The following is an 18,715-nucleotide window of genomic DNA, read 5'->3' on the forward strand; positions in this document are numbered from 1 at the left end:
TCAAGGGGTTGTCAGAAACTGTCAGAAAATTCCTTACATGTTCACCCTCAATATGTCGTATATTAAAAGGGCGATTTATCGCACTTCTCCCCTTGCTGCAGACGCAGGAAACCCTACTAATGAACAGTACTGACGACAGCGCTTATGTTAGACAGCAGAATATCATTGTGGTTGAAGACAACCGGGAATTGCGAGATATCCTTGTGTCCGGTTTAGAGCACTTTGGTCACCAGTTGCAGGGTGTTGGAGACGGCCGAGCCCTGGATAAAGCTCTGGCGGTGTTCCCGGCGGACATTATTATTCTCGATCTTGGTTTGCCGGGAGAGGATGGAATCGCCATTGCCAGACGACTCCGTGAAAACTGCAGCTGCGGTATTGTGATGGTAACGGCCCGCGAACGTCTGGACGAGCGGGTACTTGGTCGTGAGACCGGTGCCGACTTGTATTTTGTAAAGCCGGTTGATATCCGGGAGTTGAATGCGGCACTGATCAACCTGGCACAACGGCTTGAGAAACCACCAGCGCCCATCTGGTACTTTTCTGCCAGAACCTCGACGCTGCTGACGCCCCAACGGGTACCAATTCCGCTGACTGCACAGGAATGCATCCTGATGCAGAAATTGCTGGAGACACCGGGGGCAAATGTATCCCGTGAAGAGATTTTCAGGGCGTTGAAGCAGACAAATGATATCTATGCTGATAAACGTCTGGAGGCCCTGGTCAGCCGCCTGAGGCGCAAGGTGCGGTTCGCCGACCCGGCATGCAAACTGCCGGTGCGTGCCCGTCACAACCTGGGTTACGCCTTTCTGGAGGAGGCTACGTCATGAGCACGGAACCGGAGACGGTTGTGACAGCTCCGCTCTTGCCAGCTTCTGAACCGAACGGGAACGGGGCGTCAGCGGCCGCACCTGATGCGGAGTTGCCGACACTGGCAGAAAGATTTCGACCGACACTTGCAGCAACCATAGCGGCCTTGCAGGACCTGGATCGAGCGGAACAGGCGTCTTATGATGCCGCCATACTTCTGCAACAGACGTTTGCCAGTCTCAACGAATCCGTCTTCATCGTCCAGGCCGGCACCCGGATCATACTGAATGCCAACAGAGCTGTTGAAACAATGTTCGGCTATTCCCTGGACGAAATCATCGGCAAACATACCTCCTGTCTCCATCTCAACGAGGAGATGTCTCTCCGCTTTGGAAGTGACATGGCTGCAGCCTACAGGAAAAAAGGGCGCTTTGAGACCACCTATCAGATGGTGCGCAAGGATGGTACCGTCTTTGATTCCGAACACTGTGTTACCCCAATCCGTAATGCCGACGGTGATATTAGCAGCCATGTATGTGTGGTGCGCGACATCACTGAGCGTACGCGCACCGATCTGGAACTGAAAAGGCTTGTTCAGGAGCAGGGGGTAATCCTCGATAACGCCTGTGTCGGCATCACACTGACTAAAGACCGGAGGTTCGTATGGGTCAACAACAGATGTGAAGAGATGTTCGGCTATGTCAAGGATGAGATGGTGGGGAAAAGCACCGCTCTTATCTACCCTTCGGAGGCAGCTTTCGAATTATCGGGCAAAGAAACCTATGACAAGGTCTGCAGAGGGGAGCTTTATACATCCGAACTGGAACTTAGGCGCAAGGACGGCTCGATCTTCTGGGCGAAGTATTACGGAAAGGCTATCGATCCCGCGAATATTTCTGCCGGTACCATCTGGATTGTGGAAGATATAGAGGCACACCGAAAGGCCGATCAGGCACTGATTGAGAAGTCTTTGCTGCTGAAAGAGCTTAACGATAACCTGGAAGTGCGTATACAAGAGGCCGTGGAGGAGTTGCGCCAGAAGGATGCAGTAATGGCCAGCCAGAACAGGCTGCTTGTAGATCTGGCACCCGAAGCGATTATCGTCCTTGACGCGGAGTCAGGCCGCATCGTCGATGCCAATGTCAAAGCGGAGCAGCTGTTCGGCTACAGCCGCGATATTCTGCTGTCATCAGACCCTCTGCAGTTTTATTCAGATAAACAGCCTGATGGGCGACTGCCGGCAGCTTCTTTCTATGAAAACGCAGACAGGGTTGTGGCAGAAGAAGTCTTCGTCATAGAACGCTCGATAAAGGGTGCCCATGGTATCGATACCGTGTGCGAGGTTCGACTGGTCAGACTCCCATCGCCGGACAAAGTGCTGATCCGCGCCAGCTTCTTCGATATAACCGAGCGTACGAAGGCACAACAGGAGCTGGCCAAGGCTCTGGATGCCGAACACCGTCTAAACGAGGAACAGCGCCAGTTTATGGGACTCGTTTCCCATGAACTGCGCACGCCGCTTGCAATTGTCGACGGCACGGCCCAATTGCTTGTGATGCAGGCCTGCAAGGATTCCGATTGCCTCAGACACGCCAATACAATCCTGTCTTCAACCAAACGACTTTCCAGCCTGATTGATACCTGTCTTACCGATGAGCGCCTGCGTACCTCCGGATGGACGCCTGCCATGGTGCCGGCGGATATCAGCCTATTGCTCCGCAATGTCATCATGCATGCCCAGGTCGGTAGCACGGTACATCTTATCCACTCAGAAATTGAGGAACTCCCCGAACAGTATGCGTGTGACCCCATGCTGTTGCAGGTGATGTTCAACAACCTGCTTGACAATGCCATAAAATATTCACCGGATGGCGGCGAAATTTGCGTACGAGGCTGGAACTCTGGTGGTGGGGAGCTCTGTTTCGAGGTTGCCGACCAGGGTGTCGGCATCCCGCATGACCAGTTCGAAAAGGTGTTTGACCGCTTCTATCGTATCGGGAATATACCTGAAATAGCCGGTGCAGGACTCGGACTGCACATCGTAAAACGCATTGCAGAACTACATGGCGGTGCAGCCAGTTGCAGTAGTGAACCGGGGAAGGGCGCCGTCTTCGCCGTGCAACTTCGAAGCAAAAACGGTCCCTAGATTGCCAAAAGCCTTCCCTTCCCGACCATTCCATTCTATTCCCTGATCCGATCCTTGCGCCTGCCTTGTCAACATTTGTCAGAAACTGTCAGAAACTGTCAGGTAAAATACGTATACAATACGTGTAGTTAAGGCTTTAATAAAATATAACAATTGATATTGTGTAATCAAGTCAGGTGCTCGGAGGGTGCTGCTACGAAGCGGCTTATAAAGACTGCGGTGCATACAATGGAGATGATAGGAACCATGACAGGCGTTATGACCGAGGACTTCAACAACAGCCAATTGCCTCTGCACCAGAAAGGACATGAAACCATTCTGCTTGTGGAAGACGATCCGGCCATGCTGTTATTGGTAAGGAAATTGCTGGAACACTTCGGCTATCGAATTCTGATCGCGCATAACGGTGCAGACGGGCTTGCCCTGTTCCGGAATGCTCAGGAGGCCATTCATCTGATCCTGTCAGACGTGATCATGCCTGAGAAAAACGGGATCGAGATGAGTCAGGACATTTACGCGCTCAATCCCGACATCCCGATCATCTTCATGAGTGGGTACGCCGCCGACTTCATGGAGCAATTCCAGAACTCTTCTTTGGTTGCCGACTATATTTCAAAACCGATTGAAGTGTCGCTTTTGCTCACCAAGATCCGCAAGGCCCTGACAGCTTCTCTGCCACTGTTGTCCATTTCGGATATGCCGCAGATGCGATCTGTTGTAGAGGTTGAGATGGAACCAGATAGTAACTAATATGGATCAGAATATAGACTTCATTGGGGACAAATCATGTGGAATAACTGGAGCATAGGCACCAGAATCAGTTTAGGCTTCAGTGTGACCCTTATCCTGCTGGTCCTGGTGGGGTACACGGGATATGCCAATCTTGTCACCTTGATGGATCGCAGCGTCAAGACGGAAGAGATGCAGATGGTCGTTAAGAATCTTCTGGAGGCGCGCCGTCACGAAAAGAATCTGATAATTCGTCGTGAAGCCGAATATCGGGACAAAGCCTTGAAGGCCACCGCCGAGATGAAACGCCAAGCCTTGGCCACCAAAGAGCGGTTCAGTCGGGAGGACAGCAAAAAGCTGATTGATGACCTGCTTGCCGTTACAACGGTCTACGAAGACGCTTTTCGGCGACTCGCCCTGCTTGTACTGTCCGGCGGGTCATCGATTCCTGAGCAGACAGAACTCGACAAGAAGATGGTGGCGGCTGCCCGAACGGCACAGGAACGCTGCGAATCTGCGGTCAAGATTCAGAAAGAGGAAATGGCAGTCGCTTTTGCCGCAGCCCTGCGCACCATATTCATCCTTTTTGGTCTGGCTCTCTTTGCCAATATAATCTTAGCCGTTCTGATCACTCGCAGCATAACCGTTCCTCTGAAAAGGATCGTAACTTCTGCCCGTACGATCGCTGAAGGTGATCTTACAATTGAGATCGCTACGAGCTCAAAGGATGAGGTTGGGCTGCTTGCAACTTCATTGAAAGACATGAGCTTGAAACTGGGTTCTCTTATCAGTCAGGTCTCTGGCATAGCTGCCAATTCAGCGGTCTTTGCCAATGGTCTCCACTCTGGCGCCGAGCGGATTGCCAGCGGAGTTGAGAATGTTGCTGCCCAGGCCATCGTTGTGGCGACTGCTGGAGAGGAGATGTCGGCTACTTCCGGAGATATTGCACAAAACTGTCAAATGGCCTCCGAGGGGGCGCAACGTGCAGCAGAATCTGCTCGAAACGGAGCCGTTGTAGTGGATGCAACCGTTGCGATCATGAGCCGGATCGCTGAGAACGTGCAGCAAACCGCCCGTACCGTCGAGAATTTGGGAGCGCGTAGCGATCAGATCGGCGCTATCATCGGTACCATCGAGGATATCGCCGACCAAACCAACCTGTTGGCTCTGAATGCTGCCATTGAGGCGGCCCGGGCAGGTGAGCAGGGGAGAGGGTTCGCCGTGGTTGCCGATGAGGTGCGTGCACTCGCTGAACGCACCACTCGGGCCACCCGAGAGATCGGCGAGATGATCAAGACCATCCAGGTTGAGACCAAAGGCGCAGTGGCTGCCATGGAACAGGGGGTGCTTCAGGTGGAGACCGGTACCATGGAGGCGGCAAAGTCGGGCGAAGCGTTACGGGAAATACTGGAACAGGTTAACGATGTCGCCATGCAGGTCAGCCAGATTGCCACTGCTGCCGAAGAACAGACCGCCACTACCGGAGAGATATCCGGCAATATGCAGCAGATCACTACAATTCTCCAGTCTACCGCCCAGGAGGCCCACACCTCGGCAATGTCGACCAGTCGGATGAATGTCCATGTCGAGGAGATGATGACCTGTTTTGCCGCATTCAAGCTGAATGAGGATGTTCAGTTGTCACTATCAAAAGCCAAGAGCGCCCACATGATCTTCATCGGCAAGATCAAATCCCACCTGGACGGAGTTGCAAAGGTAGATCCGGACAAGCTCCCCACGCATCTGACCTGTGCCTTCGGCAAATGGTATCAGACCAAGGGACATGAAAATTGCGGACAGTTCAGTCATTTCAGAGAGATAGATGCTCCGCATGCCAGGGTGCATGACCTTGGCAAGCAGGCGATTGCTGTCTTCGACAGCGGCAATCATCAGAAGGCACGTGATCTGTGTGCAGAGATGGTTTCTGCTTCGGAAGTTCTGATTGAAATCCTTGATAAATTAGCGGTTGACTGCAAATAAGTGCACGAAGCTCGATACGGTCATAATCTCAGCCGCTAACGAATAAAGCCTTACTGTCATAGAACAGTAAGGCTTTGTTACGCGTATCATTACCAGCATTTCGGTAGACATGGTTGCCGGTATAATAACCCTTGCACGGGCTGGACATTCGCGAGTTGCTTCACCCTCCGATCAGCAAGGCCTTTTCCTCATGCGAAAACAATCTCTCCAGATCCAGCAGCACCAGCAGGCGTTCGGCCTGGTTGATAACGCCGGTGATGCACTCCTGATCGATGCCTCCAGACACGACATTGGGCGGCGGCTGGATCTCGCTGCCTGAAATGCGGATGACCTCGGAGACCGAGTCCACCACGAATCCCATCAGTTCGCCGCTGATATCCATGACGACGATGCGGGTCTGGGTACCGTTGTCCCGTTCCATCAGGCCGAACTTCTTGCGCATGGATACGACCGGGATGATCTTGCCACGCAGGTTGATGATGCCTTCAACATACTGCGGCGTATTGGGCATGTGTGTGATTGGAATCATGCGGATGATCTCGCGCACCTTGAGGACTTCGATGCCGTATTCTTCATTATCAAGCTTGAAACTGACCAGCTGAATCAGCTCACCGGATGAATTGCTACCTTCTGTTTGTGTTACCGGCAGATTTGACATCTTATCGTCTCCCTGGGGTTAATGTTCCATCTGAAGGAACAGTTAAGCTGCCGTCACAGTTTAAACTGTTTCACCAGTCTCTGCAACTCCTCGGCATTGCCGCTCAGCTGGGCTGCTGCAGTTGCTGATTCCTGGGCACCCTGCGAGGTCTGCTGGACCACTTCGGTGATCTGCATCATATTGCTGGAGATCTCGCTGGTCGTGGCGGTCTGCTCTTCAGCTGCGGTGGCGATCTGGTTGACCTGCATGGCCACGTCATTGATCTGCTGCAGGATTTCCTGCAGCGCCTGGCCTGATTTGGCAGCTTCCTCCGTACCGGTCTCGACCTGATGGACGCCCTGTTCCATAGCTGTCACGGCGCCCTTGGTCTCTTTCTGGATGGCCTTGATCATTTCACCGATCTCTTTGGTGGCGCGGGTGGTGCGTTCGGCCAGGGCACGGACCTCATCGGCAACAACTGCAAAGCCGCGTCCCTGCTCACCGGCACGGGCGGCTTCGATGGCGGCGTTCAGGGCCAGCAGGTTGGTCTGGTCGGCGATGTCTTCAATCGTACCGATGATGGCGCCAATCTGGTCACTTCGTGCCCCCAGGCTTTCCACAGTCCTGGCTGTTTCCTGCACCTTCTCGGCAATCTGCCCCATGACCACCACGGTTCTTTCGACAACTTCGGCCCCGTCGCTGGCGGTTTGTGAGGCGCGCTGCGCCCCTTCGGCGGCCATCTGGCAGTTCTGGGCAATGTCACCCGAGGTGGCCGACATCTCCTCGCCGGCCGTGGCAACAGTACTGGCCTGGGCAGCAACCTCTTCGGCTCCGGTGGCGATATGCTCGGCAGTTGCATTGAGCTGGATGGCAGCTGATGCCACCTGGGAGGAGGTGCCGGAGATCTGGCTGATGATGTTGTGCAGTTTGTCAATGAACTGGTTGAAGCTGGCGCAGATGGCCCCAAGTTCGTCATTGCCGCTGTAGGTCAGGCGCTTGGTCAGGTCCCCTTCACCCTGGGCGATGTCTTTGACCAGATCTTCGATCTGGGTCAGGGGGCGCTTGATGGAGCGGATCAGCAGTGTCACCATGATCAGAACAAAAATGAAGGAGGCCGCAACGATCGTAACTGTAAGGATGACGACGCGATGGTCTGCAGATGCAAGCTCTTTCTTTGATGCAGTTATAGCTGCGTCATTAGCAGTGGCATAGTCGACGATCTGTTTTTCTGCCTGATGGGAAAACTGCTTGAACTCACCGATGGCCTTGTTGGCATCCTGGGCAGTGGTGATTGAGCCGCTTTTAATCTGATCGAGTACCTTCTTGAAGCCAGACTCGTATCCTTCCAAATTCTTGGAAATTCCGGCCAAGATCTCCTTCTCTTTTGGATCCTGCTCCAGTTTGGCCAGTTCATCCATGCGCTTTTTGGCGTGCTCACGGGCCTCACTCCATTTTTTTACGTAGTCATCAATTTTTGCCTGGTCGGGAATCGCCATGAAGGCATCCTTCTCGTAGCGGCGCATCATATTAATGTTGGCCCGCATGCGCTGGGAATACTCGACGATATTCGAGTCAACATCAATGACCTTATCACTCTTGGCGACGATGGCATTGAGCTCATATAAACTTACCCCGCCCAACAGCAGCAGAAAGAAGAGGCATACCCCGAATCCCAGTATCAGCCTTGTTCCGATCTTCATATGTCCTCCCGAGTTACATAATTAACTAGTTCACACAAATGTAACATATATGTAACGATTGTCAATAATATAAACTCATGAATATGCTGGAATGAAACGGTTTTTGAATAAAAAAAGCCCGGGTCTCCAGGAGGGGGAAAGCGGAGAGCCGGGCAAAGAAGGGGTGGCAGTTTGCACTGCCCCCCAGTCAATTGTGTTGTTTAATCTACGGACTTCCTCAGGAAGGTGGGGATGTCATACTGATCGTCATCGTCCTCGATAAAGGAAACAGCCGGCCGGATCCGGGAAACGTTCTCGGTCTGCTGACGATCGCGGATGAAGGTCGGTTTGTCGAGCGAGTGCCGTGAAGAGCTGGTCTGCTTATCGGTAACCGGGATACTGGCAAAACCGCGTTTGTGTCCGCGCTCCACATCAAAGCGGTCGCCGAAGCCGGTAGCGATGACGGTGACCTTGATGGTGTCGCCCATGTCGTCGTCCCGGACAACCCCGATCTTTATGTTGGCGTCTTCATGGACCTTGTCGTGAACGATCCGGTTGACCGTGTTGTAGTCGTCCATGGTCATGGTGGTCGAGCCGGTGATATTGACCAGCACACCCTTGGCGCCGGAGATATCGTTGTCTTCCAAGAGCGGGCTGGCGATGGCGTTGTTGACCGCATCGGCAGCGCGGTTGTCGCCGGCGCCCACACCGATTCCCATCATGGCCATGCCGCGTACGCTCATGACGGTTTTTACATCGGCAAAGTCCAGGTTCATGAAGCCGGTGGAGGTGATCAGTTCGGAGATGCCCTGAACGGCCTGGCGAAGGACATCGTCAGAAGGCTTGAAGGCGTCGAAGAGCGACATGTTTTTGCCGGCCTGGCTGATCAGGCGGTCGTTGGGGATGATGATCAGGGAGTCAACATGCTTCTTGAGTTCATTGATGCCGGCTTCGGCTGCCTCGGTTTTGGGTCTGCCCTCGTAGGTGAATGGCTTGGTCACGACACCCACGGTCAGAATGCCGGCCTCGCGGGCCGCTTCGGCGATGACCGGCGCAGCGCCGGTACCGGTGCCGCCGCCCATGCCGGCAGCGATGAACACCAGGTCGGAACCTTTAAGGGATTCCAACAGCGGTTCACGATCCTCCAGAGCGGCATCCCGGCCAACCTCTGCCTTGGTTCCGGCACCCAGTCCCTTGGTGAGCAGGCGGCCGAGCTGTATCTTGACGGGGGCCTTCGAGTTGCGCAGCGCCTGTGCATCCGTATTTGCAACGATAAAATCGACTTTATGTATAGAGCTGGCGATCATGGTGTTGACAGCATTGCCGCCGCCACCGCCTACTCCAATAACTTTTATTACAGCACCCACATCTATTGCTTCATCAAATTCAAACATGCTTCTCCCCCTTGTGCAGTGAGCAGTATTCCGTTCAATTGGGTAAAATGTAACCGCAATCAGTCAAAGAATCAAAGGAAAAAAAACAAAAAAACAGTGAGCTTAAAAACGGCTTAAAATTCAGTTTGTTGCCGTTTGACCGCTGATTCGCACGTTATTGCTTTTTAGAAAAATTCCTTGAACCAGGTTTTCATGCGCCGCATGGTTGTGTTGAAGATGCTGTCATCCGATTTGCCCGGCGGAAAATGCTCCCGCGAGCCCGAATTCCTGCTGCCGTAGACCACCAAACCGACGCCGGTGGCATAAACCGGTGAATTGACCACATCTACCAGTCCGCCGATCCTCTGGGGTACACCGCGGCGCACCGGCAGGTTGAAGATCTGTTCGGCCAGTTCCGGCATGCCTTCCAGGATGCTGGAGCCGCCGGTGATAACCACACCCGATGCAATGGCATCCTCCAGCCCGGATTTGATGATTTCACGGTTTACCAGGGTGAAGATCTCCTCGACGCGGGGCCCGAGGATCTCGCACAGCACGTTGCGGGACAGCTCACGCGGTTTGCGCCCGCCCACACTGGGCACTTCTATCTTGTCTTCCTTGCCGACCAGTGATGACAGGCAGCAGCCGTATTTCTGCTTGATCTTCTCGGCTTCGGCCATGGGGGTACGCAGCCCGACGGCGATGTCGTTGGTCAGGTGGTTGCCTCCCAGCGAGAGTACCGAGGTGTATTTGATGGCCCCTTCGGCAAAGATGGCGATGTCGGTGGTGCCGCCGCCGATGTCCACCAGGCAGACCCCCAGCTCCTTTTCGTCGGCGGACAGGACCGCCTCGGAGGAGGCCAGTTGTTCCAGCACGATATCGGCTACATCCAGGCCGGCCCGGTTGCAGGATTTGACGATGTTCTGGGCGCTGGCCACGGCACCGGTGACGATGTGCACCTTGGCCTCCAGGCGTACGCCGCTCATGCCCAGTGGCTCGCGGATGCCGTCCTGTTCATCGATGATGAACTCCTGGGGCAGGATGTGGATGACTTCGCGATCCATGGGAATGGCGATGGCCTTGGCGGCATCGATGACCCTGCGGACGTCTTCCTGGGCCACCTCGCGGTTTTTGATGGCAATCACGCCTTGGGAGTTGATGCCCTTGATGTGTCCGCCGGCAATGCCGGCAAAGACGGATTTGATTTCGCAACCGGCCATCAGTTCGGCCTCTTCGATAGCCTTGCGGATAGAGGCAACCGTGCTCTCGATGTTGATGACAACACCCTTGCGCAGTCCGCTGGACGGGCTGGTGCCGATGCCGACGATATCGATACCATCCTCCGTAACATTGCCGACAATTGCGCAAATCTTGGTGGTGCCGATGTCGAGACCGACGATCAGATTATCCCTTCTGGTTGCTGACATACTCCCCCCTGCCTGGTATCTAAATTATGAAGTTAGCTCTTTTTGACGATGATTTTATCATTGTAATCAAGGTCGATGTAGTGCAGTGACGACCGTTGAACCATCAGTTCCCGGTAGATACGCGCAAATCGGTCAATCTTTGCGGCAAAATCACCGGACCCGACTTTTACCGGAAGTCCGCCTGCGGCGGTAAAAAGGGTGAAGCCGTAGCCCTTATCGTAATGAATCTCCGATACATCCGCAAGGATAAATGCTCCCCGCTCCCGTAATATCCCCAGCAGTTCACAGGTGGTTTTCAGTGCTTCCCCCGTCCCTGACGGGTTGCTGCTCAATTCTTCTTCGCTAAAGCCGGTTACAACCGGGTAATCCAACTTGTCTCCTTGGTTGAGGACCTTGAAGACGGTGCCTTTCTTATCCAGATAATAGATGTAGCCCATGTTGACAATCGCCAGCGGTTCCCGCTCGGTAATCGTTATGGAAAGCCTGTCCGGGAAGTAGCGATGGATGCGGACGGTCTCGACCCAGGGATTCTGGGCCAGCTGTTCCCCCATCCGTTTCAGATTCATGCGGGCCAGGTCCTGCCCGGCAGTGACACCGACCAGGGCCAGGATCTCTTCGCGGCTCAGGCGCTTGGCATCGGATACTTCGATGTTTTTGAGCCGGAAGAAGGTGGCGGCTCCAACTGCGCGATAGCCTGCATACAACACCCCGATAATCAGCGAAAAACCGGCCAGAGCCAGGGAAACCGTGCGCAGCGGACGCAGGTATTTTCCCCACTGAATCGGCTTGCGCTGGATCTTGACCTTGTTGGGAGCCACCTTGTTGCGCTGGTATTTTGAGGTTGAAAAATCGCGCACGGGTTCAGTCTGCCTTTGTGTGAAGTGCTGCCGTTTCGATGATGCGTTCTACCAGGGCCTCGAAGGTCAACCCGGCGCCCTTGGCGGCAATTTCCGGCAGCAGGCTGAGTGCCGTCATGCCGGGCAGGGTGTTGACTTCCAGGACATAACTTTCGCCCTCATCCGTGACTAGCAGGTCTACCCGGCTGTAGCCGGAGCACCCCAGGGCGCGGTGGGCGGCCAGGCCGATCTGCTGGGCTTTTTTGTAGAGTCCGGCTTCGAGCCGGGCCGGGAAGATATGTTCGGCCATACCGTCGGTGTATTTGGCTTCAAAATCGTAGAATTCGTTCTTCGGTACGATCTCAATGGCACCGACCGGCTGGTCATCCAGTATGCCGACCTGCACCTCCTGCCCCTTGATGTACTGCTCAACCAGAATCTCGTTATCATGGCGAAAGGCCAGCTTCACGGCTGCTTCCAGCTGGTCGGCCTGTCTGACGATGGAGACGCCGACCGAAGAACCCTCCTGAACCGGTTTGACGACCAGCGGCAGGCCGAAACTCAGCTTTTCGATGTGTACCTGGTCTCCGCGACGGTAATAATGAAACGGAGCGGTCAGGATCCCGGTCGAGGTAAAGGTCTGTTTGCTGTAAAGCTTGTGCATGGCAAGGGCACTGGCCAGTACACCGGAGCCGGTATAGGGAATCTGCAGCAGTTCGAGCAGTCCTTGCACGCAGCCGTCTTCGCCGTAGCGGCCATGCAGTGCAATAAAGGCGGCCTGTATCTTTTCTGCGGCAAGCACGGCAGGCAGATCCCGGCCCACGTCAATGGCCACGGCGTCATACCCCTGCGACAGCAGTGCCTGATACACGGCAGCGCCGCTTTTCAGTGAAACCTCGCGTTCGGCGGATAGTCCACCCATCAATACGCCGATGCGCTTTGTTTTCATAGTCGCCATGGATTATTCCTCGCCCAGAATGCGGACTTCTTCTTCCAGTTGTATTGCACAGCTTTTGAATACCCGATCCTTGATAATGTCTGCCAGCTGGAGAAAATCGGCTGCCGTAGCATTGCCCCTGTTGACCAGGAAATTGGTGTGCACCTCTGAAACCTGGGCGCCGCCGATGGTCAAACCACGCAGTCCGGCCGCGTCGATTAATTTCCAGGCCGCCTGGCCGGGAGGGTTCCTGAAGAATGAACCCGCATTGGGGAACCTGACCTTTTGGGCATCCTGTCGTTGCAGCAGGCAGGCATCCATGGCCGCAGTGATCGCCTCCTGACTGCCGGCAGAAAGCTGAAAATCGGCCGCAATTATAATTTTATCAGGATCAAGTTGCAAGCTGCGATAACCGTAATTCAGCGTATCCTTCGTATACAGAATAATTTTCCCGTCCACCAGTATCTCCACGCAGGTGATGCGGTCGAAGATCTCACTGTTATGGGCACCGGCATTCATTCTGACCGCACCGCCCACGGTGCCGGGGATACCAACCAGAAATTCCAGTCCGGTCAGACCGTGCGCTTCGGCCAGGCGTGACAGGTCAATATTGCGTACCCCGGCTTCAGACCGGATGGTTCCATTGCCGGTGGATTCCATCTGGTTCAGTTTTTTGAGCGAGATGACGACTCCCCGGAAGCCGCCGTCACGTATCAGCAGGTTATAGCCTCCGCCGATCACAAGCCAGGGGATCTGCTGCTCTTTCAGAGTTTTCAGCAGTTCCAGCAGGTCTGCCCGGTCGCGGGGGATGGCAAACAGGTCAGCCGGCCCTCCGACCCGCAGTGATGTATGCCGGGCCAGCGGTTCATGTTCGAGCATTTCACCGTTAAAGCAGCTGCTGATGGCTTCGCTGAGAAGGCTCATAAGTATTATGTCCTCAGGAGCTTGAGCAGGGCCTCGCCGGCCTGCCAGATATTTCCGGCGCCCAGCGTCAGCACGATATCGCCCGGTTGATAGATCCCGGCCAGATGCTCGGGCAGGGTTTCCCGGTCGGCAACATAGCTGACATCGCGCTGGCCATGCTTTTTGATGGCAGTGGCCAGTGTTTCGGCGGAAACGCCTGTGATCGGCTGCTCACTGGCGGCATAGATATCGGTCAGGATCAGTACGTCCGCATCGTAGAAGCATTTGACGAAATCGTCGAACAGCTCTTTGGTACGGGAGTAGCGGTGCGGCTGAAAGGCGACCACCAGTCGCCGTTCAGGCCAACCACTCTTGGCGGCTGCCAGGGTGGCCTTTATTTCTGTCGGATGATGGCCATAGTCATCCACGACCATGATGCCGTCCACTTCGCCCTTGACCTGGAAGCGCCGCCCCACGCCGCCGAAACCGGCAAAGCCGTCCTGGATCAGGTTGAAGGGGATGTCCAGCTCCATGGCGACCGCAATACAGGCCAGGGCGTTGAGGACATTGTGGGCTCCCGGCATGGCATAGTTGACCTCGCCCATGCGATAGCCCTTGTAGTGTGCGACGAACGATGTGCGCCCTGCCTCCATGCGGATGTTTGTGGCGCGGATATCGGCCTGGCTTGAGAGTCCGTAGGTGACGAAGCGTTTTTTTACCAGCGGGATGATGTCGGCGATGTTGCCGTCATCCAGGCAGAGAACTGCCAGGCCGTAAAACGGGATCTTGTTGATGAAGTCGACGAAGATGTCCTTGATCTGGCTGATGCCGCCGGTATAGAAATCCAGGTGGTCGGCATCGATGTTGGTCACCACGGCAATGGTCGGGGAGAGCTTCATGAAGGATCCGTCTGATTCATCGGCCTCGGCCACCAGGAACTTGCCCTGACCCAGTACTGCATTTGTTCCCAAGGTATTGAGTTTGCCGCCGATAACGATGGTCGGGTCGATACCGCCGTGGGTCAGGACTGTGGCCACCATGGAGGTGGTCGTGGTCTTGCCGTGGGTGCCGGCGATGGCGATGCCGTATTTCATGCGCATCAGCTCGGCCAGCATCTCTGCCCGGGGAATTACCGGGATCATCCGTTCCCGTGCCTCCAGGACCTCGGGATTTTCCTCCTGCACGGCGGTGGAAGTGACGACAACATCCACGTTGGTCAGGTTCTGGCGGGCGTGGCCGATATAGATCTCGCCGCCGATGGATGCCAGGCGGTCGGTGGTATCCGATTGGCGCAGGTCCGATCCGGAGACCTTGTAGCCCAGATTCAGCAGCACCTCGGCGATACCGCTCATGCCGATGCCGCCAATGCCGACGAAGTGTATCTTGTCTATTTTACCGTACATGGGAACCTTCTTTCTGGCTGGCTCTCTATTCTATGCAATCCACGACTGCTGAGGTGTTCCTGATGCTGACAACAATTGTGCCCGTTCGCCGTAAGTGGCGGGCAGATGCCCGGATTTCTGTGAAGGCGCCCGGTTTGTGAGCAGCTGCAGCCGTTCCTCACGGGAAACATCCGAAGCTGGTCGGGCGGGTGCTGCCGCTGTTCGTTGAACAGACTGCTGCATGCGGGATGAGGCGGAGTCAGCGATACGCATACGTTACCCCCTGAGCATTTCGTCAACGATGATCTGTGCCGCGTCCAGGCGCGCCAGGCCGAAGGCCAGGGCCCCGGTCTGCTGCAGCAACGCCGGATCGTTCATCATGTCCCTGATTACTCCGGCCAAGCTCTCACTTGTCAGTTCATGTTCAAGCAGCATGAAGCAGGCCTGCTTCTTGAGCAGCGCCTCGGCATTCCTGCGCTGGTGGTCATCGACCGCGTGCGGAAACGGAATGAACAGGCAGGCCTTGCCGCAGGCCGTGACCTCCGCAATGGTGGTGGCGCCGGCCCGGCAGATGATCAGGTCGGCCCTAGCGTATTCTGCGGCCATGTCACTGATAAAGGCCGTCACCCTCGCTTCGACACCCTCCCGGCGATATGCGGCCGCAACCTGCTCAAGATCCTTTTCCCCGGTCTGGTGGGTGATCTCCAGTTTGGCGCCGGCCTGTTTCAGTGCCGGCAGGGCCGCGACCATGGCCATGTTGATGGCGTGGGCACCCTGGCTGCCGCCGAATACAAACAGGCGAAAAGCGGGGGATGTTGCATGATGCACGGGTAGATCTTCCATGTTCTGGCCCTGCTTGATGGAATCTACCATCTTCAGGATCTGTCGCCGCAGAGGATTGCCCGTTACGAGTACTTTATCTTTCGGGAAGAACTTTTCCGATTCCTCCAGGGTTATGAAGACCCGCCCGGCAAACCTGGCCAGCAGTTTGTTGGTCATGCCGGGGATGGCATTCTGCTCATGGATGAAGCAGGGCACTTGCATGCCGCGTGCCGCCAGCACCATCGGCAGGGAAGCGTAGCCGCCGACACCCAGCACGAAATCCGGCCGGAAGGCCTTGAGTATCTTGCGCGACTGGGCGTAGCCGTAGATCATCATACCAGCGGCCTTGAGCTGGCTGAAGCCCCCCTTGCCGCGCACCCCGGCGGCGGAAATCAGTTCCAGCCGGTACCCGGCGGCCGGCACGGCGCGCGCCTCGATACCGCGCTCGGTGCCCACAAAGAGTACCTGGTTGGCCGGATCACGGGCCAGAAACTCTTCGGCTACGGCCATGCCGGGAAAGAGATGCCCACCGGTGCCGCCACCGGCGATGAGTAGCTTCATTTCTCCTCCTTGAGCTTGATCGGCTCGATCTTCAGACCGGAAGAGATATTGAGCAGGATGCCGACGGCAAACAGGCTGATCAGCAGGGAGCTGCCGCCATAGCTGATAAAGGGGAGTGCCAGGCCCTTGGTGGGCAGCAGCCCGGTAACGACGCCCATATTGACCGTGGCCTCGATGCCGAACAGTACGGCGATCCCCAGGGCCAGGAAGCGCCCGAAGGTGTCGGGAGCGGCCACCGAGATGCGCATGGCGCGCTGCACCAGCAGGAAAAACATGCCGATGATGACGACCACCCCCAGGAAACCCAGCTCTTCACCGACCACGGAGAGGATGAAGTCGGTGTGGGCCTCGGGCAGATAGAACAGTTTCTGCTTGCCTTCACCCAGCCCCTGTCCGAAGACGCCGCCGGTCCCCAGGGCCAGCCAGGACTGGATGATCTGGAAGCCTTTGCCTTCCGGGTCGCTCCAGGGGTTGGTCCAGGCTTCCATGCGTCCCTTGTGGTAGCCTCTGCTCAGCTTGTAGGCCAGGAGCGGCATGGCCAGCAGGATCATGGAAATAATATGGCTCAGGCGTGTCCCGGCCGCAAACAGCATGGTCATGGCGACCGCCACCAGCGTCAGGGCCCCCCCCAGGTCCGGCTGCAGGGCCAGACACCCGATCAGGATCGCCAGAATGATCATATAGGGAACAATGCCGCTGGCAAAGCTTTTGACCTTGTCCTGCTTTTTGTCCAGGGAGTAGGCCATATACATGATCAGGGCCAGTTTGGCCATCTCGGATGGCTGCAGGTTGAAACCGGGCAGCTTGATCCAGCGGGACGCTCCGCCGGCTTTGCCGCCGATGCCGGGTATCAGGACCATGACCAGCAGTACCAGGCACAGCAGCAGTGCCGGAACGGCCATTTTACGCCAGAAACGGTAATCAATGTGCATGACACCCAGCATGATGGCAAAGCCGACAATCGCAAACAATCCCTGGCGCTTCAGAAAGAAGAAGCCGTCGTGGAAGCGTTTGGCCGCCATGATGTTGGAGGAAGAATACACCATGACCACCCCGAAGCAGGTCAGGGCAATGGCCATCAGCATGATGACCAGGTCGTATTCTTCCAGTTTTTTAAGCATCAGTTTCATGGCTGTCCCTATAATGCCTTTACCGCAGCAATGAAACGCTGGGCACGTTCTTCATAATCACGAAACATGTCGAAGCTGGAACAGGCCGGCGACATCAGGACAGTGCCACCCGAGGTCGTAATCTGGGCCGCCAGCCAGACCGCTTCTTCCAGGGTTGCCGCCCGGTGGGTATCGGTCAGCGAACCCAGTTCGAGCTGCATGCGGTCGGCGGCCTCACCAATCAGGATCAGATGCTGTACCCGCTCCTGGATCAATGCCACCAGCGGTGCATACGACCCGCCCTTGTCCTTGCCGCCGGCAATCAGGGTGATGTTCTGGAAACTCTCCAGGGCCTTTTCCACGCTGCCTACATTGGTGGCCTTGCTGTCCTCATAGTAGCTGACCCCCTTGAACTTGCGCACGAATTCCATGCGGTGGTGCAGCGCTTCAAAGCTGCATACTGTTTCAAGTGCCGCTGCCGGGGGGCAGCCCATCAGCAGCGTGCAGGCCAGGGCCACCATGATGTTTTCCAGATTGTGCACTCCGGTCAGACGGAAGTCCGCAGTCGGAAACAGCTCTTCGCGTCCCTGGTGCCGGAACGTGATCAGGTTGTCGCGGTAAAAGATGCCTTCGGACAGCTCCAGCTTGCGGCTGAAGGGGAACAGGCGTGCCTTCAGTTCGGGTGCATGTTTCCAGACCAGTTCGTCGTCACGGTTGACCACGGCAAAGTCCTCTACGGTCTGGTTCTCGAAGATCCGCAGCTTGGCGTTGATGTACTCCTGATAGCCGGCATAGCGGTCGAGGTGATCTTCGCTGATGTTGAGCAGTGCGGCGACCTTTGGCCGGAAGGAGCTGATCCATTCCAGCTGGAAGGAGCTGATCTCGGCCACGACACGGTCAACCTGCTGGCCTGACTCGACCAGTTCCAGCAGCGGGTCGCCGATATTGCCGCCGACGTAGGTTGCAAATCCGCACCCCTTGAATATTTCGCCGGTCAGGGTGGTTGTCGTGGTTTTGCCATTGGTGCCGGTAATGGCTATCAGAGGGGCGGTAATAAACCGGCTGGCAAGTTCGATCTCACTGACAATTTCCACGCCTGCCGCTGCCGCTTTTACCAGCAGGGGATGATCCATGGGTACGCCGGGTGATGCCACGATCAGATCGCTGGTCAGGAAATCGGATTCATCGTGGCGTCCCAGGGTCCAGCTGAGATTCAGCGCGCCGAGTTCATCCATCACGCTCGCCAGGGCAGTTTCATCACGCTGGTCGGTCACGGTCACCAGGGCACCCCGCGAGGCCAGGAAACGTGCCACTGCCACACCGGTGCGGGCCAGGCCGACGACGAGTATGAGTTTGTTGTTCAGGTCCATAAGTTCCTCACGTCAGG

General features: G+C 55.9%; 16 protein-coding genes. 4 read left to right on the forward strand and 12 right to left on the reverse strand.

Going from position 1 to position 18,715, the window contains the following annotated elements:
* The first annotated feature begins 119 nt into the window (after positions 1-119).
* From ACOCF6_RS15020 to ACOCF6_RS15035, 4 genes are all read left to right on the forward strand, one after another.
* Positions 120-827: a response regulator transcription factor gene (locus ACOCF6_RS15020; protein WP_482461147.1), complete on the forward strand. Its 708-nt coding sequence runs from the start codon at positions 120-122 to the stop codon at positions 825-827.
* On the forward strand, positions 824-2,953 hold the full coding sequence (locus ACOCF6_RS15025; protein ID WP_482461148.1) for a PAS domain S-box protein: 2,130 nt from the start codon (positions 824-826) through the stop codon (positions 2,951-2,953). The genes ACOCF6_RS15020 and ACOCF6_RS15025 overlap by 4 nt, the downstream gene beginning before the upstream one ends.
* A 228-nt stretch (positions 2,954-3,181) precedes the next feature.
* Positions 3,182-3,703 carry a response regulator gene (locus tag ACOCF6_RS15030; RefSeq protein ID WP_482461149.1) on the forward strand — a complete coding sequence of 174 codons (522 nt, stop codon included), beginning with the start codon at positions 3,182-3,184 and terminating at the stop codon, positions 3,701-3,703.
* Positions 3,704-3,739: 36 nt separating this feature from the next.
* Positions 3,740-5,662, forward strand: a complete 1,923-nt coding sequence (locus ACOCF6_RS15035; protein ID WP_482461150.1) for a methyl-accepting chemotaxis protein — start codon at positions 3,740-3,742, stop codon at positions 5,660-5,662.
* Positions 5,663-5,822: 160 nt separating this feature from the next.
* Here the strand turns inward: ACOCF6_RS15035 and ACOCF6_RS15040 are convergent, their stop codons facing one another.
* The 12 genes from ACOCF6_RS15040 to murD form a co-directional block, all read right to left on the reverse strand.
* On the reverse strand, positions 5,823-6,320 hold the full coding sequence (locus tag ACOCF6_RS15040; protein WP_482461151.1) for a chemotaxis protein CheW: 498 nt from the start codon (positions 6,318-6,320) through the stop codon (positions 5,823-5,825).
* Between the two features lie 53 nt (positions 6,321-6,373).
* Positions 6,374-7,999, reverse strand: coding sequence for a methyl-accepting chemotaxis protein (locus ACOCF6_RS15045; RefSeq protein ID WP_482461152.1), 1,626 nt, complete (start codon positions 7,997-7,999; stop codon positions 6,374-6,376).
* 200 nt (positions 8,000-8,199) lie between these two features.
* On the reverse strand, positions 8,200-9,372 hold the full coding sequence (gene ftsZ, locus ACOCF6_RS15050; RefSeq protein WP_482461153.1) for a cell division protein FtsZ: 1,173 nt from the start codon (positions 9,370-9,372) through the stop codon (positions 8,200-8,202).
* Between the two features lie 164 nt (positions 9,373-9,536).
* Positions 9,537-10,778, reverse strand: a complete 1,242-nt coding sequence (gene ftsA / locus ACOCF6_RS15055) for a cell division protein FtsA (RefSeq protein ID WP_482461154.1) — start codon at positions 10,776-10,778, stop codon at positions 9,537-9,539.
* 32 nt (positions 10,779-10,810) lie between these two features.
* A complete protein-coding gene (locus ACOCF6_RS15060; protein ID WP_482461155.1) occupies positions 10,811-11,635 on the reverse strand; it encodes a cell division protein FtsQ/DivIB in 825 nt (274 codons plus the stop codon).
* Between the two features lie 4 nt (positions 11,636-11,639).
* Positions 11,640-12,572, reverse strand: coding sequence for a D-alanine--D-alanine ligase (locus ACOCF6_RS15065; protein ID WP_482461156.1), 933 nt, complete (start codon positions 12,570-12,572; stop codon positions 11,640-11,642).
* A gap of 3 nt (positions 12,573-12,575) precedes the next feature.
* Positions 12,576-13,475: a UDP-N-acetylmuramate dehydrogenase gene (murB, locus tag ACOCF6_RS15070; protein ID WP_482461157.1), complete on the reverse strand. Its 900-nt coding sequence runs from the start codon at positions 13,473-13,475 to the stop codon at positions 12,576-12,578.
* Between the two features lie 5 nt (positions 13,476-13,480).
* Positions 13,481-14,857: a UDP-N-acetylmuramate--L-alanine ligase gene (gene murC, locus ACOCF6_RS15075; protein ID WP_482461158.1), complete on the reverse strand. Its 1,377-nt coding sequence runs from the start codon at positions 14,855-14,857 to the stop codon at positions 13,481-13,483.
* A 30-nt stretch (positions 14,858-14,887) separates the two neighbouring features.
* Positions 14,888-15,109, reverse strand: coding sequence for a hypothetical protein (locus ACOCF6_RS15080; protein ID WP_482461159.1), 222 nt, complete (start codon positions 15,107-15,109; stop codon positions 14,888-14,890).
* Positions 15,110-15,112: 3 nt separating this feature from the next.
* On the reverse strand, positions 15,113-16,219 hold the full coding sequence (gene murG / locus ACOCF6_RS15085) for an undecaprenyldiphospho-muramoylpentapeptide beta-N-acetylglucosaminyltransferase (RefSeq protein ID WP_482461160.1): 1,107 nt from the start codon (positions 16,217-16,219) through the stop codon (positions 15,113-15,115).
* Complete coding sequence (ftsW, locus tag ACOCF6_RS15090) at positions 16,216-17,361, reverse strand: putative lipid II flippase FtsW (RefSeq protein ID WP_482463372.1); 1,146 nt, start codon at positions 17,359-17,361, stop codon at positions 16,216-16,218. The genes murG and ftsW overlap by 4 nt, the downstream gene beginning before the upstream one ends.
* Positions 17,358-18,698 (reverse strand): UDP-N-acetylmuramoyl-L-alanine--D-glutamate ligase, encoded by a 1,341-nt coding sequence (gene murD, locus ACOCF6_RS15095; RefSeq protein ID WP_482461161.1) that lies wholly within the window; start codon positions 18,696-18,698, stop codon positions 17,358-17,360. Before murD ends, ftsW begins: the two co-directional genes overlap by 4 nt.
* Positions 18,699-18,715 lie beyond the last annotated feature (17 nt).

The sequence above is a fragment of the Geobacter psychrophilus genome (genome assembly GCF_056821595.1).

Excerpts from the sequence above, each read along its gene's own strand:
- murB (WP_482461157.1), bottom strand. The coding sequence starts at position 13,475 with ATGAGCCTTCTCAGCGAAGCCATCAGCAGCTGCTTTAACGGTGAAATG.
- ACOCF6_RS15030 (WP_482461149.1), top strand. The coding sequence starts at position 3,182 with ATGGAGATGATAGGAACCATGACAGGCGTTATGACCGAGGACTTCAAC.
- ACOCF6_RS15065 (WP_482461156.1), bottom strand. The coding sequence starts at position 12,572 with ATGGCGACTATGAAAACAAAGCGCATCGGCGTATTGATGGGTGGACTA.
- ftsZ (WP_482461153.1), bottom strand. The coding sequence starts at position 9,372 with ATGTTTGAATTTGATGAAGCAATAGATGTGGGTGCTGTAATAAAAGTT.
- ftsA (WP_482461154.1), bottom strand. The coding sequence starts at position 10,778 with ATGTCAGCAACCAGAAGGGATAATCTGATCGTCGGTCTCGACATCGGC.
- ACOCF6_RS15040 (WP_482461151.1), bottom strand. The coding sequence starts at position 6,320 with ATGTCAAATCTGCCGGTAACACAAACAGAAGGTAGCAATTCATCCGGT.
- ACOCF6_RS15045 (WP_482461152.1), bottom strand. The coding sequence starts at position 7,999 with ATGAAGATCGGAACAAGGCTGATACTGGGATTCGGGGTATGCCTCTTC.
- ACOCF6_RS15035 (WP_482461150.1), top strand. The coding sequence starts at position 3,740 with ATGTGGAATAACTGGAGCATAGGCACCAGAATCAGTTTAGGCTTCAGT.
- murD (WP_482461161.1), bottom strand. The coding sequence starts at position 18,698 with ATGGACCTGAACAACAAACTCATACTCGTCGTCGGCCTGGCCCGCACC.
- murG (WP_482461160.1), bottom strand. The coding sequence starts at position 16,219 with ATGAAGCTACTCATCGCCGGTGGCGGCACCGGTGGGCATCTCTTTCCC.
- ACOCF6_RS15020 (WP_482461147.1), top strand. The coding sequence starts at position 120 with ATGAACAGTACTGACGACAGCGCTTATGTTAGACAGCAGAATATCATT.
- ACOCF6_RS15080 (WP_482461159.1), bottom strand. The coding sequence starts at position 15,109 with ATGCGTATCGCTGACTCCGCCTCATCCCGCATGCAGCAGTCTGTTCAA.
- ACOCF6_RS15025 (WP_482461148.1), top strand. The coding sequence starts at position 824 with ATGAGCACGGAACCGGAGACGGTTGTGACAGCTCCGCTCTTGCCAGCT.
- murC (WP_482461158.1), bottom strand. The coding sequence starts at position 14,857 with ATGTACGGTAAAATAGACAAGATACACTTCGTCGGCATTGGCGGCATC.